This window comes from Flavobacterium sp., from assembly GCF_031423415.1.
Classification (GTDB): domain Bacteria; phylum Bacteroidota; class Bacteroidia; order Flavobacteriales; family Flavobacteriaceae; genus Flavobacterium.
The window spans coordinates 49,448-65,588 of sequence record NZ_JANPFL010000038.1 but is presented as its reverse complement, the minus strand read 5'-3'; the positions used below and the strand labels follow the sequence as shown (position 1 = coordinate 65,588).

General features: G+C 33.9%; 10 protein-coding genes. 5 read left to right on the top strand and 5 right to left on the bottom strand.

Annotated elements, in window-relative coordinates:
- Positions 1–198: 198 nt before the first annotated feature.
- Positions 199–2,301, bottom strand: coding sequence for an ATP-binding protein (locus tag RMO83_RS04145; RefSeq protein WP_310558413.1), 2,103 nt, complete (start codon positions 2,299–2,301; stop codon positions 199–201).
- Between the two features lie 252 nt (positions 2,302–2,553).
- On the opposite strand from RMO83_RS04145, the gene RMO83_RS04140 reads away from it, so the two are divergent.
- Positions 2,554–3,081, top strand: a complete 528-nt coding sequence (locus tag RMO83_RS04140) for a hypothetical protein (RefSeq protein ID WP_310558412.1) — start codon at positions 2,554–2,556, stop codon at positions 3,079–3,081.
- 2 nt (positions 3,082–3,083) lie between these two features.
- Here RMO83_RS04140 and RMO83_RS04135 read toward each other — a convergent pair whose 3' ends face one another.
- Entirely contained in the window at positions 3,084–5,324 is a 2,241-nt protein-coding gene (locus tag RMO83_RS04135; protein ID WP_310558411.1) for a B12-binding domain-containing radical SAM protein, read from the bottom strand.
- Between the two features lie 143 nt (positions 5,325–5,467).
- Here RMO83_RS04135 and RMO83_RS04130 point away from each other — a divergent pair, with 143 nt between their 5' ends.
- Positions 5,468–9,535 (top strand): T9SS type B sorting domain-containing protein, encoded by a 4,068-nt coding sequence (locus RMO83_RS04130; RefSeq protein WP_310558410.1) that lies wholly within the window; start codon positions 5,468–5,470, stop codon positions 9,533–9,535.
- 128 nt (positions 9,536–9,663) lie between these two features.
- Positions 9,664–10,791 carry an SDR family oxidoreductase gene (locus tag RMO83_RS04125; protein ID WP_310558409.1) on the top strand — a complete coding sequence of 376 codons (1,128 nt, stop codon included), beginning with the start codon at positions 9,664–9,666 and terminating at the stop codon, positions 10,789–10,791.
- A gap of 1 nt (position 10,792) precedes the next feature.
- Here RMO83_RS04125 and RMO83_RS04120 read toward each other — a convergent pair whose 3' ends face one another.
- The 3 genes from RMO83_RS04120 to RMO83_RS04110 form a co-directional block, all read right to left on the bottom strand.
- Positions 10,793–11,449, bottom strand: a complete 657-nt coding sequence (locus tag RMO83_RS04120) for an SdpI family protein (RefSeq protein ID WP_310558408.1) — start codon at positions 11,447–11,449, stop codon at positions 10,793–10,795.
- 4 nt (positions 11,450–11,453) lie between these two features.
- Complete coding sequence (locus tag RMO83_RS04115; RefSeq protein ID WP_310558407.1) at positions 11,454–11,708, bottom strand: autorepressor SdpR family transcription factor; 255 nt, start codon at positions 11,706–11,708, stop codon at positions 11,454–11,456.
- Between the two features lie 86 nt (positions 11,709–11,794).
- The gene (locus RMO83_RS04110; protein WP_310558406.1) at positions 11,795–13,078 is read right to left on the bottom strand and encodes an MFS transporter; all 1,284 of its coding nucleotides are present in this window, start codon (positions 13,076–13,078) and stop codon (positions 11,795–11,797) included.
- A gap of 103 nt (positions 13,079–13,181) precedes the next feature.
- Between RMO83_RS04110 and bshC the strand changes: the two genes are divergently transcribed.
- Entirely contained in the window at positions 13,182–14,789 is a 1,608-nt protein-coding gene (gene bshC, locus RMO83_RS04105; protein WP_310558405.1) for a bacillithiol biosynthesis cysteine-adding enzyme BshC, read from the top strand.
- 23 nt (positions 14,790–14,812) lie between these two features.
- Positions 14,813–16,081 (top strand): DUF5009 domain-containing protein, encoded by a 1,269-nt coding sequence (locus RMO83_RS04100; protein WP_310558404.1) that lies wholly within the window; start codon positions 14,813–14,815, stop codon positions 16,079–16,081.
- Positions 16,082–16,141: the final 60 nt, after the last annotated feature.

Genomic DNA, 16,141 nt, shown 5'->3' with positions numbered 1-16,141 from the left:
TTAAAACTTCAATATTTGAAAAAATATTTTTCTAAATTTCAAATATTGAGTTCTACAAAGAACACTAAAAAACAAGCAAAACAGTTGAAATGCTTATAAATAGTAGCTTTTCAAGTTTTTATCGGACAACAATGGTTTTTTATACTAAACCATTATACTATTATATGTGATTAAAAAGTTTAAAATTATTAAAAATAATTATTTTTTATTTCGAAAGATGTCATCAAACAATTCAAATAATTTTTCTCTATTAATGGGTTTGGTGATGTAACCATGGAATCCAGCATTAAAAATTTTTACTTCATCTTCCGTTGATGCATACGCAGTTTGGGCTACTACAATCAATTCTGGCCGTATCACTTTTATTTTTTCTAATGCTTCAAAACCATTCATAATAGGCATTTTTATATCCATAAATACTAAATCAATATTTGGATTAGTACTACAGATCGCGACAGCTTCTTCACCGTTTACTGCTCTGATAATAGTATAATTTGTGAGTTTTACTATTTTTTGAAATAACAGGAAATTAATATCATCATCCTCAGCAATCAAGATGGTTCTCGCTTCTCTCCATTTTGAATCAATCGTACTTTTTGTAAATCTCTTGATAATTTTGCGCTCTTTATCATAGTCCAAAGGAATTGAAAATGAAAAAGTAGAACCTTCGTCAACTATAGATTCTAATGAAATCGTTCCGCCCATCATTTCAACATAAGCTTTAGAAATTGCCAATCCTAGTCCTAAACCTCCTGCCATAACAGATAAGTCGCTATCCACTCTTTTGAAACGATCAAAAACATATTGATGATTAATTATATCAATGCCAATCCCTGTATCTTGTATTTTAAATATGATTTGGGCATTTTTTTCGTCAACTTCATAACCAAAATCAACGTAGCCTTTATCGGTAAATTTAATGGCATTATTAACCAAATTAACAAGAACCTGTTTTAATTTTATTTCATCAGCAATAATATTATGCGGTACAGCTTGGCCATTTTCAATTATTCTAAAATCAATCTCTTTAGACTTTGGAATAGTAATTTTTATAGTCTCATATAATTCGTTGATGCAAGATTCTAAATTTATAGAGGTCAAATTAGGAGTAACTTGATTCGATTCAATTTTTGATATTTCAATAAGGTCATCAATTATGGAAACCAAATTTTTTCCACTTTTTTCAATTACTTTTAAATACTCTAATCGTTCTTCTTTTTTTAATTTGGTATTAATTAGTAAATCTGTAAAACCATTTATGGCATTCATTGGCGTTCTAATCTCGTGAGACAAATTAGCAAGAAAAGAGGATTTAAGCCTATCTCCCTCTTCAGCTTTTAGTTTTGCATCAATTAACTCCATTTTTTGATGATTGTTTTCTTCGAATAGGTTACCTATGTGCCTAAACTCACCTGTAGTCGAGTTCAATTCTTTTATTGCATTTTTTTCACCCGTTTCTAAAATTAAAGTGATTAAACCTAATGGATTAAACACCCATTTTTTTGTAAAAATTAAAGTAACTAGAAAGTTTATGAAAAAAGCGGCAATTATCAAGTAAAGAATATCTTTGGTGTTTTCAAAATAAACATCAAAATTTCGCTCGAAAAGCAACATTGAAACTCCTCTATTTTGATTGTCTTTCAAACCTATTGTAGTATAAATATAGTGTTTGCCAATACCATTATCTTTTGGAGAATTAACAAAATGTATTCGTGAATTTGTCAATTCCTCTAATTTTTCTATGTACGATTTATCTAAAAGTCGAACAACGAAAAAATAGCCAAACGGTTTTGTTGCAATTTTTTTCGATTCTTCCGATGGGTGTATTGAAGCACCTGTAACTTGAACTATTCCTTCCGGTATTTTCAAGTAAAACCGACTTAAATCTTTTCTATGGAGATCATCCATCGCTTGTTTTGGAATAAAATCAAAAGACTTAATCTTGGAAGAAGCCGTATGGATTACAAATTTTTTATTTTTATCGTAAGCCGCTAAATAATCAACATTATAGGTATCTATCTCGTTTGCAACGTTGTCGTTATACCATACTGAGTCTTTAGTTTCTATAAAATCAACAAATTCGTCCCAACCAGTGTCATTAGTTATAGCTACTTCTATTGGTTTTGAATCCAAGATCAACAATTTATTTACTTCATTAGTAAACTGTTCCTTTGAATTATTAAAAACTTGTTTTTCTACTTGTTTTGTATAATAAAAAAGCGCTAGATATAGCACTATAAAAAAAACACTTGACGAAAAAATCAATAACAGTATTTTGGGATAGGTCCTTTTAACTTTCATTACTATAAAAATTAGTATACAATTATTTAAATATGTTGACCAAAGTAGGAAATATAATAAACAAAACTAGCATTTAAATAAAGATTTTCTACAAAAAGAATTAATCCTAATGCGATATAAAAAATGAAGAGTTTGCAACTAAAGAATTTACTTGTATAATTACAACACCAATAATCCAAATTGTCTTAAAGTGTTCACAGTTTTATGTACTAAAAAAAAGTACTACATTTGTTACACATCAAACAAAAAACTATGAATGACTATTTGAAAAAAATAAATCTAGCACAAGAAATAAACATTGAATTACAAATATCAAAATTAGATTTCACAAAGAAATTTAGAGAAAATGTAGATGAATCTAATTTAGGTTTTGAACCGTTTGAAGTTTTCACATCAAGCAAAAATGAATACAAAGGATATATAGAAAATAATGGGTTCGAATTAAAAAAAAGACAAAAATTATTTGATACCAGTTATTCTTTCGCAAAAGCTTCAGGAACATTTGTTCAAGAAACGGATAAGTTAACTATAAAAACATTTATTTGTGGATTTCAAAAAAAGATGTTTGTCTTTTTCGGTTTCTTGATCTTTTTCTATGCGATTTTTTTAAGCGGCATTTTCTTTGCCGATGATAATGCTCCAAAATTTATTATTGTACCATTCCTGTTATTTCACGCAACTTTAATGTTCGGAATTCCTTATTTTATAATGAGAAGAAGTGTAAAAAGAATGGTATATGATTTAGAACGAGATTTTCATTATTGGGTCACTAAAAATTAATTTCACAACACCAATAATCCAAATTCCCTCAAAGTATTTACTGGTTTGGAATACCAAAACAATTCGAAATCTTCTAGGCTAGTTTCAAAATCGGATTTTATTTCTTGGAAAGTGCAGATTTTAGCATTAGAAACTGAAAGTTTATCCAATATTTGCATCAACCATTCCCCCTCATTTTTTCCAGTTTGAATGGTAAAACTCTCTTTCTTGTCGTGAAAAGTCAAAGTCATCATTTGCCAAGAATTTCCTCTTTTAGATTTTGTAAAATGCTCAACAACTGGATGTCCTCCTAACCAAATGATTTTGGCAGTTGGCTTTGTATTAAAGTTATCAGCTGCATCAATTCCCCCTTCGGGGGCTAGGGGGCTTTCTTCTATAGCATTGGCAATAAAATCAGGATGGATTTTCGTTTTCGGAATTTTGAAATCGAACCACTCTTGCAATTCGTAGTCAAAACAAATGCCGTGCATAAAATTGAACAACGATTTCTTTAATCCAAAACTGAATTTATCGTGATCTATTCCTGTCTTATCAATATAATTAATATCATTGTTTGCAAAAGTTCCAATAGTTTCTGTTTCTTTCAGAACACCAAATTTCTCTGGATACATCCCGACTGGGCTGTGCGCTGTCATCGCAAACTGATGCCAAAAACCAGATTGCAAAACGCCAACTTCAAACAATTGTCGCACCATTTCGAGACTGTCCACTGTTTCCTGGACCGTTTGTGTTGGATAACCATACATCAAATAAGCGTGAACCATAATTCCGGCTTCGGTGAAATTTCGGGTAACTTTGGCTACTTGCTCGACCGTTACGCCTTTGTCAATTAGTTCCAACAATCTGTCCGAAGCCACTTCGAGTCCGCCAGAAACGGCGATACATCCCGACGCTTTTAATAACAAACATAAATCACTAGTAAAACTTTTCTCGAATCGAATATTCGTCCACCACGTAACCGATAATTTTCGGCGTAGAATTTCTAAAGCCAAAGATCGCATCAAAGCCGGAGGCGCAGCTTCATCGACATAATGAAAACCATTTTGACCCGTTTGCGCTATCATTTCCTCCATTCGATCGCACAACAAATTGGCGGCGATAGGTTCGTACAATTTGATATAATCTAATGAGATGTCACAAAACGTGCATTTTCCCCAATAGCAACCGTGCGCCATCGTGAGTTTGTTCCATCGGCCATCGCTCCACATTCGGTGCATTGGATTCACGATTTCGATAACCGAAATATATTTGTCCAAAAACAAATCAGAATAATCAGGAGTTCCCACTTGAGATTGCTTGTAATCTGGTCTTGGAGAATTGTTTTTATAAACTACTTTTCCGTTTTCTAAGAGAAAAGTTCTTTTGTATTCTTTCTCAATTATCAATTGTTCCTTATCAATTATCAATTGCTCATTATCAATTATCAATTGAATCGGCAATTCTCCATCATCCAAAGTAATATAATCAAAAAACTCAAAAACACGAGTGTCCGAAAGCGAACGCAATTCGGTATTGGGGAAACCGCCACCCATTGCAATTTTGATATTTGGATGGTGTTTCTTTACCCATTGCGCCGAACGAAAAGCAGCATATAAATTCCCAGGAAAAGGAACCGAAATCAGGAATAATGCGGGTTGAATGGTTTCGATTCTTTCCTTTAAAAGTGAAATCAGAATTTTATCAATATACGTTGGTTCTTGTTGTAAAGCCAAATACAATTCATCGAAAGAATTAGCAGATCGTCCCAAACGTTCGGCATAACGACTGAAACCAAAATTAGCATCGACACATTCTACAATAAAATCGGATATATCCTCAAGGTATAAAGTAGCCAAGTGTTTGGCTTTGTCCTGCGTTCCCATAGTTCCAAAAGCCCAATCTAACTCTTCGAGCTGCGCAAAACGAGACGCTTCGGGTAAATAATCTTCTTGGCAAATTTGGAGTGCTAATGTTGGATTTTTTCCTTGCAAAAAAGCAATAACAGAATCGATAGTTTTAATGTAATCGTCTTGTAGAGCGAGGATTCTTTTACAGTTATGGGTCGTGGGTTGTGAGTTATGAGTTGCGAAAAGTTGCTGTAATCCGTCCTTTGAAAACAATTTCAAAATCACTTCAATGCCCAAATCCGCTTGTGTTGCCGAAATATTTTTGGTATTCAGAAACCCTTTGATATACGCCGTTGCTGGATAGGGTGTATTCAGTTGGGTAAAGGGTGGCGTGATTAGAAGTACTGAGGTTTTCAAAAGGGAATTGTTTTGTGCAAAAATAGAACATATTTAGAGTTGTTTAGCAAAATGATTTGAATGTTAAGTTTTGTATGTAAAACTTTAATTCCATTTTGGTTTTGTAGATATTTAATTACTTTTACAATTTCCAAATCAATCCAATGAGGCAAACATTACTTTTCTTGTTTTTATTTTTCGCAAGCTATGCATTTGCTCAAAGCAAAAATCAATCTATTGGTTTTAAGGAAAACAAAGGACAGATTATTGACCAAAAAGGGAAACCCAATCCTGATGTAAAATACTTGTTGAATACTAGCGGATTGAATGTGCAAATTAAAACCACTGGGTTTTCGTATGATATATATGAAACCAAAAAGCATCCTTTGACCGCAAAGCAAAAAGCGAAACTTCGTCCGTCGTTGCGACCTGAAACAGAAAAAGAAAAAGTTCCTGACTATTCATTAGAATACATTTACCACAGAATTGACATTAATTTTGTGAATTCTAATCCCAAAGTAGAACTAATCACAGAACAAAAATCAAAAGATTACGACAACTATTACAACATTCCCAATAAACCGGAGGGTGTTTTGATGGTGCATCAATACCAGCAAATTACCTATAAAAACATTTACCCTAATATTGATGTGGTCTTCTCGATCCCGAAAGACAGTTTGAAGGCGGTTGAGTACAATTTTGTGGTGCATCCAAAAGGGAAAATTTCGGACATTCAATTGAAATTTAATGGTGCTAAAACAGAATTAGTGGATAATAAAATCCGAATGCAGGTTCGTTTTGGTGCATTGGAAGAAACCCTGCCAATGAGTTGGACAGAAGATGGGAAAGACAAAAAGGAGATTGTTGTTGGGTATAGGAAAATCAAGAAAAATGTGTATGGTTTTGCGAGTGCTGCAAATGTGTCTGAAAAAACGGTGGTCATTGACCCTGTGCCTACAAGGTTGTGGGGTACATTTTATGGAGACGAAACGGATATTCATGTTTCACTTGGTCAAGTGAGTATTACAACAGATTCTTTAGGAAATTCCTATATGACAGGTACTACAACAGCATCAAATTCATCTTATGCTACTACAGGGGCACATCAAACAACAATACCAACATCTATTTATGAAAGTACAAATGGAATAATTGTAAAATTTAGTCCAAATGGTAATCGTTTATGGGGAACTTATTATGGAGGAAAAGACACGAATGTTATATCAGGTGTAAAAACAGATTCCCAAAATAATGTTATTTTATCAGGTTTTACTTCTGCAGAGTCAAACATAAGCACTTTAGGTTCAAACAAACCTAATTTATCAGGTGATAGCGATGCTTTTTTGGTTAAGTTTAATGATTCAGGAATTAGACTTTGGGGAACATATTTTGGTGGCGAAAATGGAGATTCAGCCTCCGCTTTAGATATTGATAAAAATGATAATATATATTTAGTTGGATATACTTCAAGCAAAACAAATATTGCAATTAATAGCAATTTCCAAACGCAGTTAAATGAAGGTCGCATCGCAGTTGATGGTTTTTTAGCCAAATTTAGGTTTGATGGTAACTTAATTTGGAGTACTTATGTGGGCGGAGAAGACAGAGATGCATTAGAAACGATTGTAGTAAAAGATAATTATCTCATTACTGGAGGATATACAAATAGCTTCACCAATATTTCAACGATTGGAGTTTTTCAAGAAAATCACAGTCTTGTTACGCACGATGAAGGTGTTGTCTATAAATTTTCTCTTAATGGGCAAAGAATTTGGGCAACATATTATGGAGGCGAATATACTGACTATGTTTACACAGTTGAAACTGACAATGATGACAATATATATTTAGGTGGAAAGACGGGAAGTACAACTAACATGACAACACCTGGTTGTTTTGACAGTTCTGGGCAGACATATGGGGGATTCTTTGCAAAATTAGATAGTAATGGACGAAGAATTTGGGGTTCATATTTAGGACACGCAGTAGTTTATTCAATTATTTTTAAAAACAATTCAATTTATCTAGGAGCAACTAACAACTCAGCGTGGTCCACGAACTTAACAACCCTATGCTCGTATATACCAAATAATTATAATTATAGTCAAGGATATATTGGCAAATTTTCTAAACAAGGCGATTTTATATGGGGAACATTTGTTGGAGGATGGAGTACCTTCGAAACGACAAGAATCGCCTTTGATAATAGCAATTCAATATTTGTAGCCGGAATTTCAATGCAGGCTGCCGGTATAGCAGATAGTAATTCTTATCAGTCTTCAGTTTTAGGATCTAGTAATTATTTTTTAATGAAATTTTCAGAAAATTCATTGTCGCAACCCAATACATCATCAAACTCCCCAATCTGCCTCGGAAAAACAATAGAACTAAAAGCATCTGGCGGAACAGCTTATGCTTGGACAGGACCAAACTTTTTTACTTCAACAGACCAAAACCCAACAATAACCAACGCTTCTACATTAAATACTGGCAAATACAGTTGTAACATAACTGGAACTGGTGGTTGCGATGGCATTGTAGATGTGGATGTTTTTGTGGGAGACAATCAATCGCCCGTTGCAAATATTGCAACACTCCCAATAATTACAGGCGATTGCAAAACTAAAATCACCACCATCCCACCTGCTACTGATGCTTGTGCCGGAGCCATTACAGCTACAACAACAAGTCCGCTTTCTTATAGTTTGCCCGGAACTTATACTGTTGTTTGGAACTACAATGATGGAAATGGAAATTCGGTTCCTCAAAACCAAACGGTTATTATTAGCCCTCAATCCTTACCAACGGCAATTTCCCCACAAACCTTCTGCATCCAACAAAATGCAACTATAAGTTCAATTACCATTACAGGGCAAAACATAAAATGGTACGATGCTTTGACCAATGGGACTTTATTAGCCAATACAACTTTAGTGCAAAACGGAATAACGTATTACGCCTCGCAAACCATCAACGGTTGCGAGAGCGAAAGAGTTCCTGTGGTAATCAATATTCAAAATACGGCAACGCCAACGGCAATTTCTCCGCAAACTTTTTGCTCTAGCCAAAACCCAACTTTAAATACTATTGCAAGTATTGGAACTGCCATAAAATGGTATGATAGTTTAATTGCAGGAGGTATTTTACCCGCTTCGACTCCGTTGCAAGATGGGAAAACCTACTACACAACTCAAACTTTAAATGGTTGTGAAAGCCCAACCCGATTAGGCATAAGCATTGCGCTAATTTCTACTTTACCCGCAAATAATTATGAAGAACAATTTTGTGATGATTTGAATGACGGAGCTGAACCTGTAAATTTAAGTAGTTATGATGCTAAAGTTATTTCAAACCCAAGCGGTTATTTTTTCACGTATTACAATTCGATTTCCGGTGCAGAAAAGGAAACGGTTAGCGATAAAATCATCAATTTTAGTAGCTATAAATTGGCTTTGGGTGAGAACAAAATTTATATTCGCATCAATTCGAGTACGCCTTGCTATGCTGTTGCCACATTGACATTAACACTTTTTGCAAAACCCATCATCAATATTCAAGACCTTGTTCCCATCTGCGAAAACAAAGAAATTACCATTGATGCAGGCGCAGGTTTTGATCACTATTTGTGGTCTACTGGAGATAAAACACAGACTATAACTGTCAAAGATCCCGGTAGTTTTTCGATTACGCTGACCAATGATTATGGTTCTTTTTCGTGTGAAAGTACTAAAAACTTCGAGGTAAAAAAATCAGATAAAGCCATCATCAATTCTATTGAAACTACAGATTGGACGGCTAATGAAAATACAATTATAGTAAACATCGCGACCACTAGCACTGGCAACTATGACTATTCTATTGACGGTGTCAATTATCAGACTAGCAATCAATTCTCAGGACTAAGCAGCGGAAAATATACCGTTTGGGTCAGAGACCAATACGGCTGCGAACCAGCTACAGAAGAGGTTTATTTATTGATGTATCCCAAATTCTTCACGCCGAACGGCGATGGATACAATGACACTTGGAAAATTAAATTCTCAGATTTTGAAACAGGATTAACGGTAAAAATATTCGACCGTTATGGAAAACTAATCAAAAATCTAAGCTCCAATACTGCCAGTTGGGACGGAACTTTTAACGGCAACAATCTTCCCGCCACCGATTATTGGTTTGTTGTTGCACGAGCCAACGGACAAGAATACAAAGGGCATTTTAGTTTGAAACGGTAAAAATTGCTCCTACTTCTTTCGAAAATAATTTCAAAATCACTTTATTTCTATTCCCAAATAAATACTTCATCGACTTGATTTTCTTGATTGCGTCTAAAAAGGTATATTTGCCACGAAGAAAAAAAATAATGAAAATAATTCTTACCGGAGCTACTGGCGTTTTAGGTTCTCATATTATGTATGAGATTTTAGAACTTTATATAAAAAATCCAAATACAACCAACAAGTTATACATTATTGCCCGAAATAACGGAAAGAACTCAGCCGAGAATCGCATCAACGAATTATTGTCCAGTTATTATACTCCAAAAATTTTACACAATATTGGAATCAATGATCTGCAGCAATGTATTGAATTCATTAGCTTAGATTCAGTATTGAATGGAGAATTTTTGTTAGATAAAATCAAAGGAGCCTACTTGATTCATTCAGCTGGCTTTGTGAACCTCTCGACCGACGAGGAATTAAAGGAGAAGATATTTGATGAAAATGTCTTACTAACAAAAAAACTATTTTCGGTTTTTCATCCGTTTATAAAAAAATTCATTTACATCGGTACCGCTTTTTCGTCTGGAGTTAGAGCCGGTTTGATTGCGAATGATTTTCATACTTTAGATTTCACACCCGAGCATCGCAATGCTTATGAATATGCTAAATTCCATTCGGAGAACTTCATTGCTACAGAATGTAAAGCCATAGGCTTGCCGTTTCAAATTCTTCGTCCAAGCGTTATTGGTGGCAAAATGCTTGGGACAGAAAACAACTATTTCATTCCGAAATATATGGTTTTTTATCTTTTGGCGAAGTTTTTTTATTTTACTGCAAAACGCAAAGGCAAACAGGAAAATGTTCGGATTATCGTTAATAATGACACAAATTTGAACATAATACCTGTTGACTATGTTGCCAAAGTAGTGGTAAATACCTTCGAAAACGATGGGGTCGACCAACTGAACATTGTACATTACAAAAGTTTCAATATGAGAGAAGGCCTTAAAATAATTATGGCCGAAGTTGGTTATACCAATTTTACTTTCATACCAAACGACCTTGATTTTGAATACAAAAACAGCATCGAAAAAATGTATTATGAAAGTATTGGTAAGCATCTAAAACCATACTTTATAACAGAAGCCAATGAATATGATACTACGGTATTGAATACAATTCTCGAAATCCCTACCCTAGATAATAAAGCTTTTACAAATATGATTCGGTATGCTATTACGAATGATTTTCAGGATATTAAGGTGTAAACTATTGCTTTAATTTTTTCAACTCTTTAAATACTATATAGGAATAAACAATCGGTACAATTGAAATTATTGCGGTAATCACAATAAAAAAGTAAAAATTTACGTCTTGAGGAAGAACCAAACTAAAAATCACAATTAATAATCCGCCAATAATCCATAATTTACCGGCTAAAATATGCGTTAGTTTCCACACCTCTTCACTCTCTAATGTCCAAGGCGTTTTGATGCCAAGAAAATAATTTTGTTTGATTACTTTGAAATAATTCCCCAAAGCCATAAACAGCGCTCCTAACAAAACAAAAACGATACTCGGACTTGAAAGCGTTTGACTATTAGACGAATGTATAATAAAAAGCGCCAAAACCGACATAAAAACTACTAAAACAAATTTTATGTGGTAGTACTTCCCTCCCATTAATTCCACTCGTTTTTTGGGATCTATTTTTGGTATAACTAGCATCAAAACATAGGTTAAGACTGGCAATAAAAAGAGGATTCCAATCAAAGCATATTTAGTTCCCCGATTGTCAATTTCTCCTTTATAATTCCAATGAATTGGAACTTTTTCGGGTAAACTATTCCACAAATACGCCAAATAAATAAAAGGTAGTAACACAAATCCAATAATTGGAAGTTCATTTTTTAAAGTCTTATTCATCGTTTTATTTTTTAAAAGTTAAAATCCATTTCAAAACATCTTCCATAATAGTAGTGTTTAAAGAGTAAATAATAAATTGCCCTTTTTTTTCGGAAGAAATTAAATCGGCACGTTTCAAAATATCCAAATGATGTGAAATACTAGGTTTCGAAATGTTGAAATAATCTGCAATTTCACCCGCCGATAAATCTTTAACTTTCAAAAGCTCTAGAATTTCTCTTCTAGTTCCGTCATTCAATGCTTTGAAAATGGAGTTCATAATTCATTTATATATTTAGACAAATATCTAAATAATTTTTCAATAAAGAAAATCTAATATAGATTATATTTTAAAATGGTTCAAGATTAAAACTTTTCCTCTTTTTTTCTAATAGCAAAAAATGCCAAAACTGAAATCAAAGCCGCAAGAGATAAATACAAGCCTACATAACCAATACCATAATTCTTAGTTAACCAAATGGCTATTAATGGCGCAAAAGACGCTCCTAAAATACCCCCCAAATTAAAGGTCAAAGAGGCTCCAGTATATCGAACCTCAGTCGGGAACAACTCCGATAAAAAAGTTCCGAGTGGACCAAAAATCAATCCCATCAAGCCCATTCCGATACAAACCAAAGTCGTAATCATTTGATCGCCTTGCGATTCTAAAAAAAACGAAAAGCTAAATCCAAATAGTAAAATTAGTGTAGTGACTGCAATTAAAATTTTTCTTCTTCCGAATTTATCTGCTAAAACTGCCGAAACTGGAATGCCAATTAAAAAAAACAAGATCGAAAACAATTGAATTATTAAAAAATCACGACGACTAAATCCTAAATCGGTCGTGGCATAACTCAAACTAAAGACCGTCATTAGATAAAAAATGACAAACATAGACACAGTCGACAATGTGCCAAGAACCAATTCTCGTTTGTACAACTTCAAAATCGTTATAATAGGAACTTTGACCTGTTTTTTTGTTTCGATAGCGTTAGAAAACGCAGGTGTTTCAGTAATCGTTAATCGAATGTAAAACCCAACCAAAACCAGCAGCGAACTGGCTATAAATGGAATTCTCCAACCATAGTCGAAAAACGCTTCATCGGTAAAAAAATCACTCAACAACAAGAAAGTTCCACCTGAAAGTATTAAACCTATTGGCGCTCCCAATTGCGGAAACATTCCGTACCAAGCCCGTTTTCCCGGTGGTGCATTCTCGATAGCGAGTAAGATAGCTCCACCCCATTCGCCACCCAAACCCAAACCTTGCCCAAAACGGCAAAGCATTAATAACAAAGGAGCAACGATTCCGATGCTTTGATAAGTAGGCAAAAATCCGATGGCGACAGTAGAAATTCCCATCGTCAATAAAGCAGCAACCAATGTGGCTTTTCGTCCTATTTTATCTCCAAAATGTCCGAAAACGGCAGAACCAATTGGACGTGCAAAAAAAGCTATTGAAAAAGTAGCTAATGACTCGATGGTGGAAGTAGTCGGGTCAGAACCCGGAAAAAACAATTGCGGAAATACTAAAACCGCAGCATTGGCATAAATATAAAAATCGAAAAACTCTATGGTTGTGCCTATTAAACTACCAAAAAGTACGTGTTTTAAAGAATTTACTTTTGCAGGATTGGAATTATTTTTCATATCGTGTTCATAATATTTCGATAAAAATGATGCTAATTTTCGAAACTTGCAACTATTTAGTTCCAATAATTTTTCACTAAATTAGCATCAAATAAACTCCAATATGCCAACAGACTGTATTAGCTATCAAAATTCGGGATATTTCTCTCCTTTAATGAATGATTATTTAGAGCAAAAGTCTGACTTGCAGTCCTTATATAACCGATTTCCAAGTCTTGAAAATTTCGAAGCACAAATTGAAGAAAAAAAAATCAATTTCAATGGCAATGAAAACAGCAATGAAAAGAGAAAAGTTTTAGTTTCAGTACTCGAAAAACAATATGTTCAAATAAATACTTCTGAAACAACTTTAAACAATATCAAACTTTTAAACGATTCAAACACTTTCACAATTACAACCGGTCATCAACTGAATTTGTTTTCTGGACCTTTGTATTTCTTGTATAAAATTATTTCGACCATCAATCTGACCAAAGAATTAAAAGGAAAATATCCATCGCAAAACTTCGTTCCTATTTATTGGATGGCGACCGAAGACCACGATTTTGACGAAATTAACTACTTTAATTTCAAGAGTCGAAAGTTTCGCTGGAATGCTGAAAGTTCTGGTCCCGTTGGACGATTATCGACTGAAGGTTTAGCTGATTTTTTTGACATTTTCGCGCAAGAATTGGGGTCAGGAAAAAATGCAGAAGTCATCAAAAAACTTTTTAAAGAATCGTATTTGAATCATTCTAATCTGGCTGATGCCACTCGTTTTCTAGCCAACGTACTTTTTGGCGAATACGGATTGGTTATTCTTGATGCGGATAATCCAAATTTAAAACGCAGTTTTATTCCTTACATTAAGGAAGAATTGACACAGCAAACTTCTCACAAAAAAGTTATTGAAACTGTAGAAAAATTAAAAGACTATACCATTCAAGTCAATCCTAGGGAGATCAATTTGTTTTATATAGAAAATGATTTGCGGGAACGAATCATTTTAGAGAATGGATTTTATAAAGTAAATAACACTAAAACAGTCTTCTCAGAAACTGAAATTTTACAAATAGTAGATAGCCATCCCGAAAAATTCAGCCCGAACGTGATTATGCGTCCGTTGTACCAAGAAGTGATTTTACCCAATTTATGCTACATTGGCGGAGGCGGAGAAATTGCCTATTGGCTAGAACTAAAATCTTTTTTCGATGCTGTAAATGTTACTTTTCCGATACTATTACTTCGGAATTCAGTGCTTTTGGCCACCGAAAAGCAATCCAAAAAAGCGGACAAGTTAGGATTAACTTGGAAAGATTTATTTTCAAAACAAACTGATTTGCTAAATACAAAAACGGCACAATTATCAGAATTTCCTATTGATTTTACGATTCAAAAAGAGCATTTACAAAAACAATTCGAAGCACTATTTGAAATTGCCAACAAAACGGATAAATCTTTTCTTGGAGCAGTAAAAGCGCAGGAAGCCAAACAAATTAAAGGTCTAGAAAATTTAGAAAAACGATTGCTGAAAGCCCAAAAACGGAATTTTTCAGAAACATTAGAGCGAATTACCGCTTTGCAAAACGAATTGTTTCCTAATACTAGTTTGCAAGAACGCCAAGTCAACTTTTCGGAATTTTATTTGGAATATGGCAATGATTTAATTACTAATTTGATTTCAACGTTGAAACCTTTAGATACCAACTTTGAAGTTATTAGGCTGTCCTAAAAAATTACTATTCATAAAAAAATATGATAAAAGAACGCTTAACTTCATTGGATGTTTTCCGTGGATTTACGATTATGTTGATGATAATTGTCAATAATCCGGGAAGTTGGGCTGCGATTTATCCTCCATTGGAACACGCTGAGTGGAATGGCTGCACACCAACCGACTTAATTTTCCCTTCCTTTATCTTTATAATGGGAACTGCGATTCCGTTCGCCATCCACAAAAAGTACGATTCCGCCATTTTAAATAAAATAATGGTGCGTTCTTTGCGCATATTTTGCCTTGGCTTATTTCTAAATTTTTTCAATTCTATCGAATTCTTTGGCTTCATAGGCATTCCTCTATTGATAGAAAAACTAGTAATTACATTTGCAATAGCGTATGCTTTATTAGGGAAATTTAAACTAAAAATCAAAACCATTTTAGCGTTTTCAATAGTTTCCATTTTACTTTTTTTAGCCTATAGTGGCATTCCAGCCTATCAAGAAGTACGAATCCCTGGTGTTTTGCAACGCATAGCGATTGTCTATTTTTTCACTTCCATTTTGTATCTAAAATCAACAATGAAAACTCAAATTTTGGTCGTTGCAATACTATTATTAGGCTATTGGGCTGTGATGACACTCATTCCTGTTCCGGGAATTGGCGAAGCAAATCTTGAAAAAGGAACGAATCTGGCAGCATACATAGACAATATATTTTTGAAAAACCATATGTACAGCCAATCAAAAACTTGGGATCCCGAAGGAATTTTAATCACCCTTCCAGCCATAACATCTGGAATCATCGGGATGTTGATAGGTCAAATGCTCAATCGACCATTGTCAAAAATCGAAATCGTTAAGAAAATAATAGTAATTGGTCTTGGTTTAGTCATTTTTGGACTAATCTGGAGCATTAAATTCCCTATAAACAAATCCATTTGGAGCGGCTCTTTTGTTCTATATACTTCGGGTTTGGCCACCATAAGTTTTTGTATGTTGTATTACATCATCGAAATTTCCAATTATAAAAAATGGACAAAACTATTCCTGATTTGGGGTGTAAATCCGATGATTGTTTTTTTCTTTTCTGGGATAATTCCTAGAGTGCTGACGATGATAAAAGTGGATCATCCTACACTTCCAGGCGAACCACTCGGTTTTCAAAGCTATTTTTACAATTATGGAATTGTGCCCTATTTTGAAAATCCAAAAGATGCCTCTTTGACCTATGCATTGATTTATACCCTCTTCTGGACCATTATTTTATGGATATTTTATAAAAAAAAACTATTCTTCAAAGTATAAAAAATAGACTAATTTCAAAATTAAATGTCATTTTACTAATTTTAGGATGCAATAAGAGTA

Coding starts and splice junctions, on each gene's coding strand:
- RMO83_RS04120 (WP_310558408.1), bottom strand. CDS start 11,449: ATGAATAAGACTTTAAAAAATGAACTTCCAATTATTGGATTTGTGTTA.
- RMO83_RS04130 (WP_310558410.1), top strand. CDS start 5,468: ATGAGGCAAACATTACTTTTCTTGTTTTTATTTTTCGCAAGCTATGCA.
- RMO83_RS04145 (WP_310558413.1), bottom strand. CDS start 2,301: ATGAAAGTTAAAAGGACCTATCCCAAAATACTGTTATTGATTTTTTCG.
- RMO83_RS04100 (WP_310558404.1), top strand. CDS start 14,813: ATGATAAAAGAACGCTTAACTTCATTGGATGTTTTCCGTGGATTTACG.
- RMO83_RS04110 (WP_310558406.1), bottom strand. CDS start 13,078: ATGAAAAATAATTCCAATCCTGCAAAAGTAAATTCTTTAAAACACGTA.
- RMO83_RS04140 (WP_310558412.1), top strand. CDS start 2,554: ATGAATGACTATTTGAAAAAAATAAATCTAGCACAAGAAATAAACATT.
- RMO83_RS04115 (WP_310558407.1), bottom strand. CDS start 11,708: ATGAACTCCATTTTCAAAGCATTGAATGACGGAACTAGAAGAGAAATT.
- bshC (WP_310558405.1), top strand. CDS start 13,182: ATGCCAACAGACTGTATTAGCTATCAAAATTCGGGATATTTCTCTCCT.
- RMO83_RS04125 (WP_310558409.1), top strand. CDS start 9,664: ATGAAAATAATTCTTACCGGAGCTACTGGCGTTTTAGGTTCTCATATT.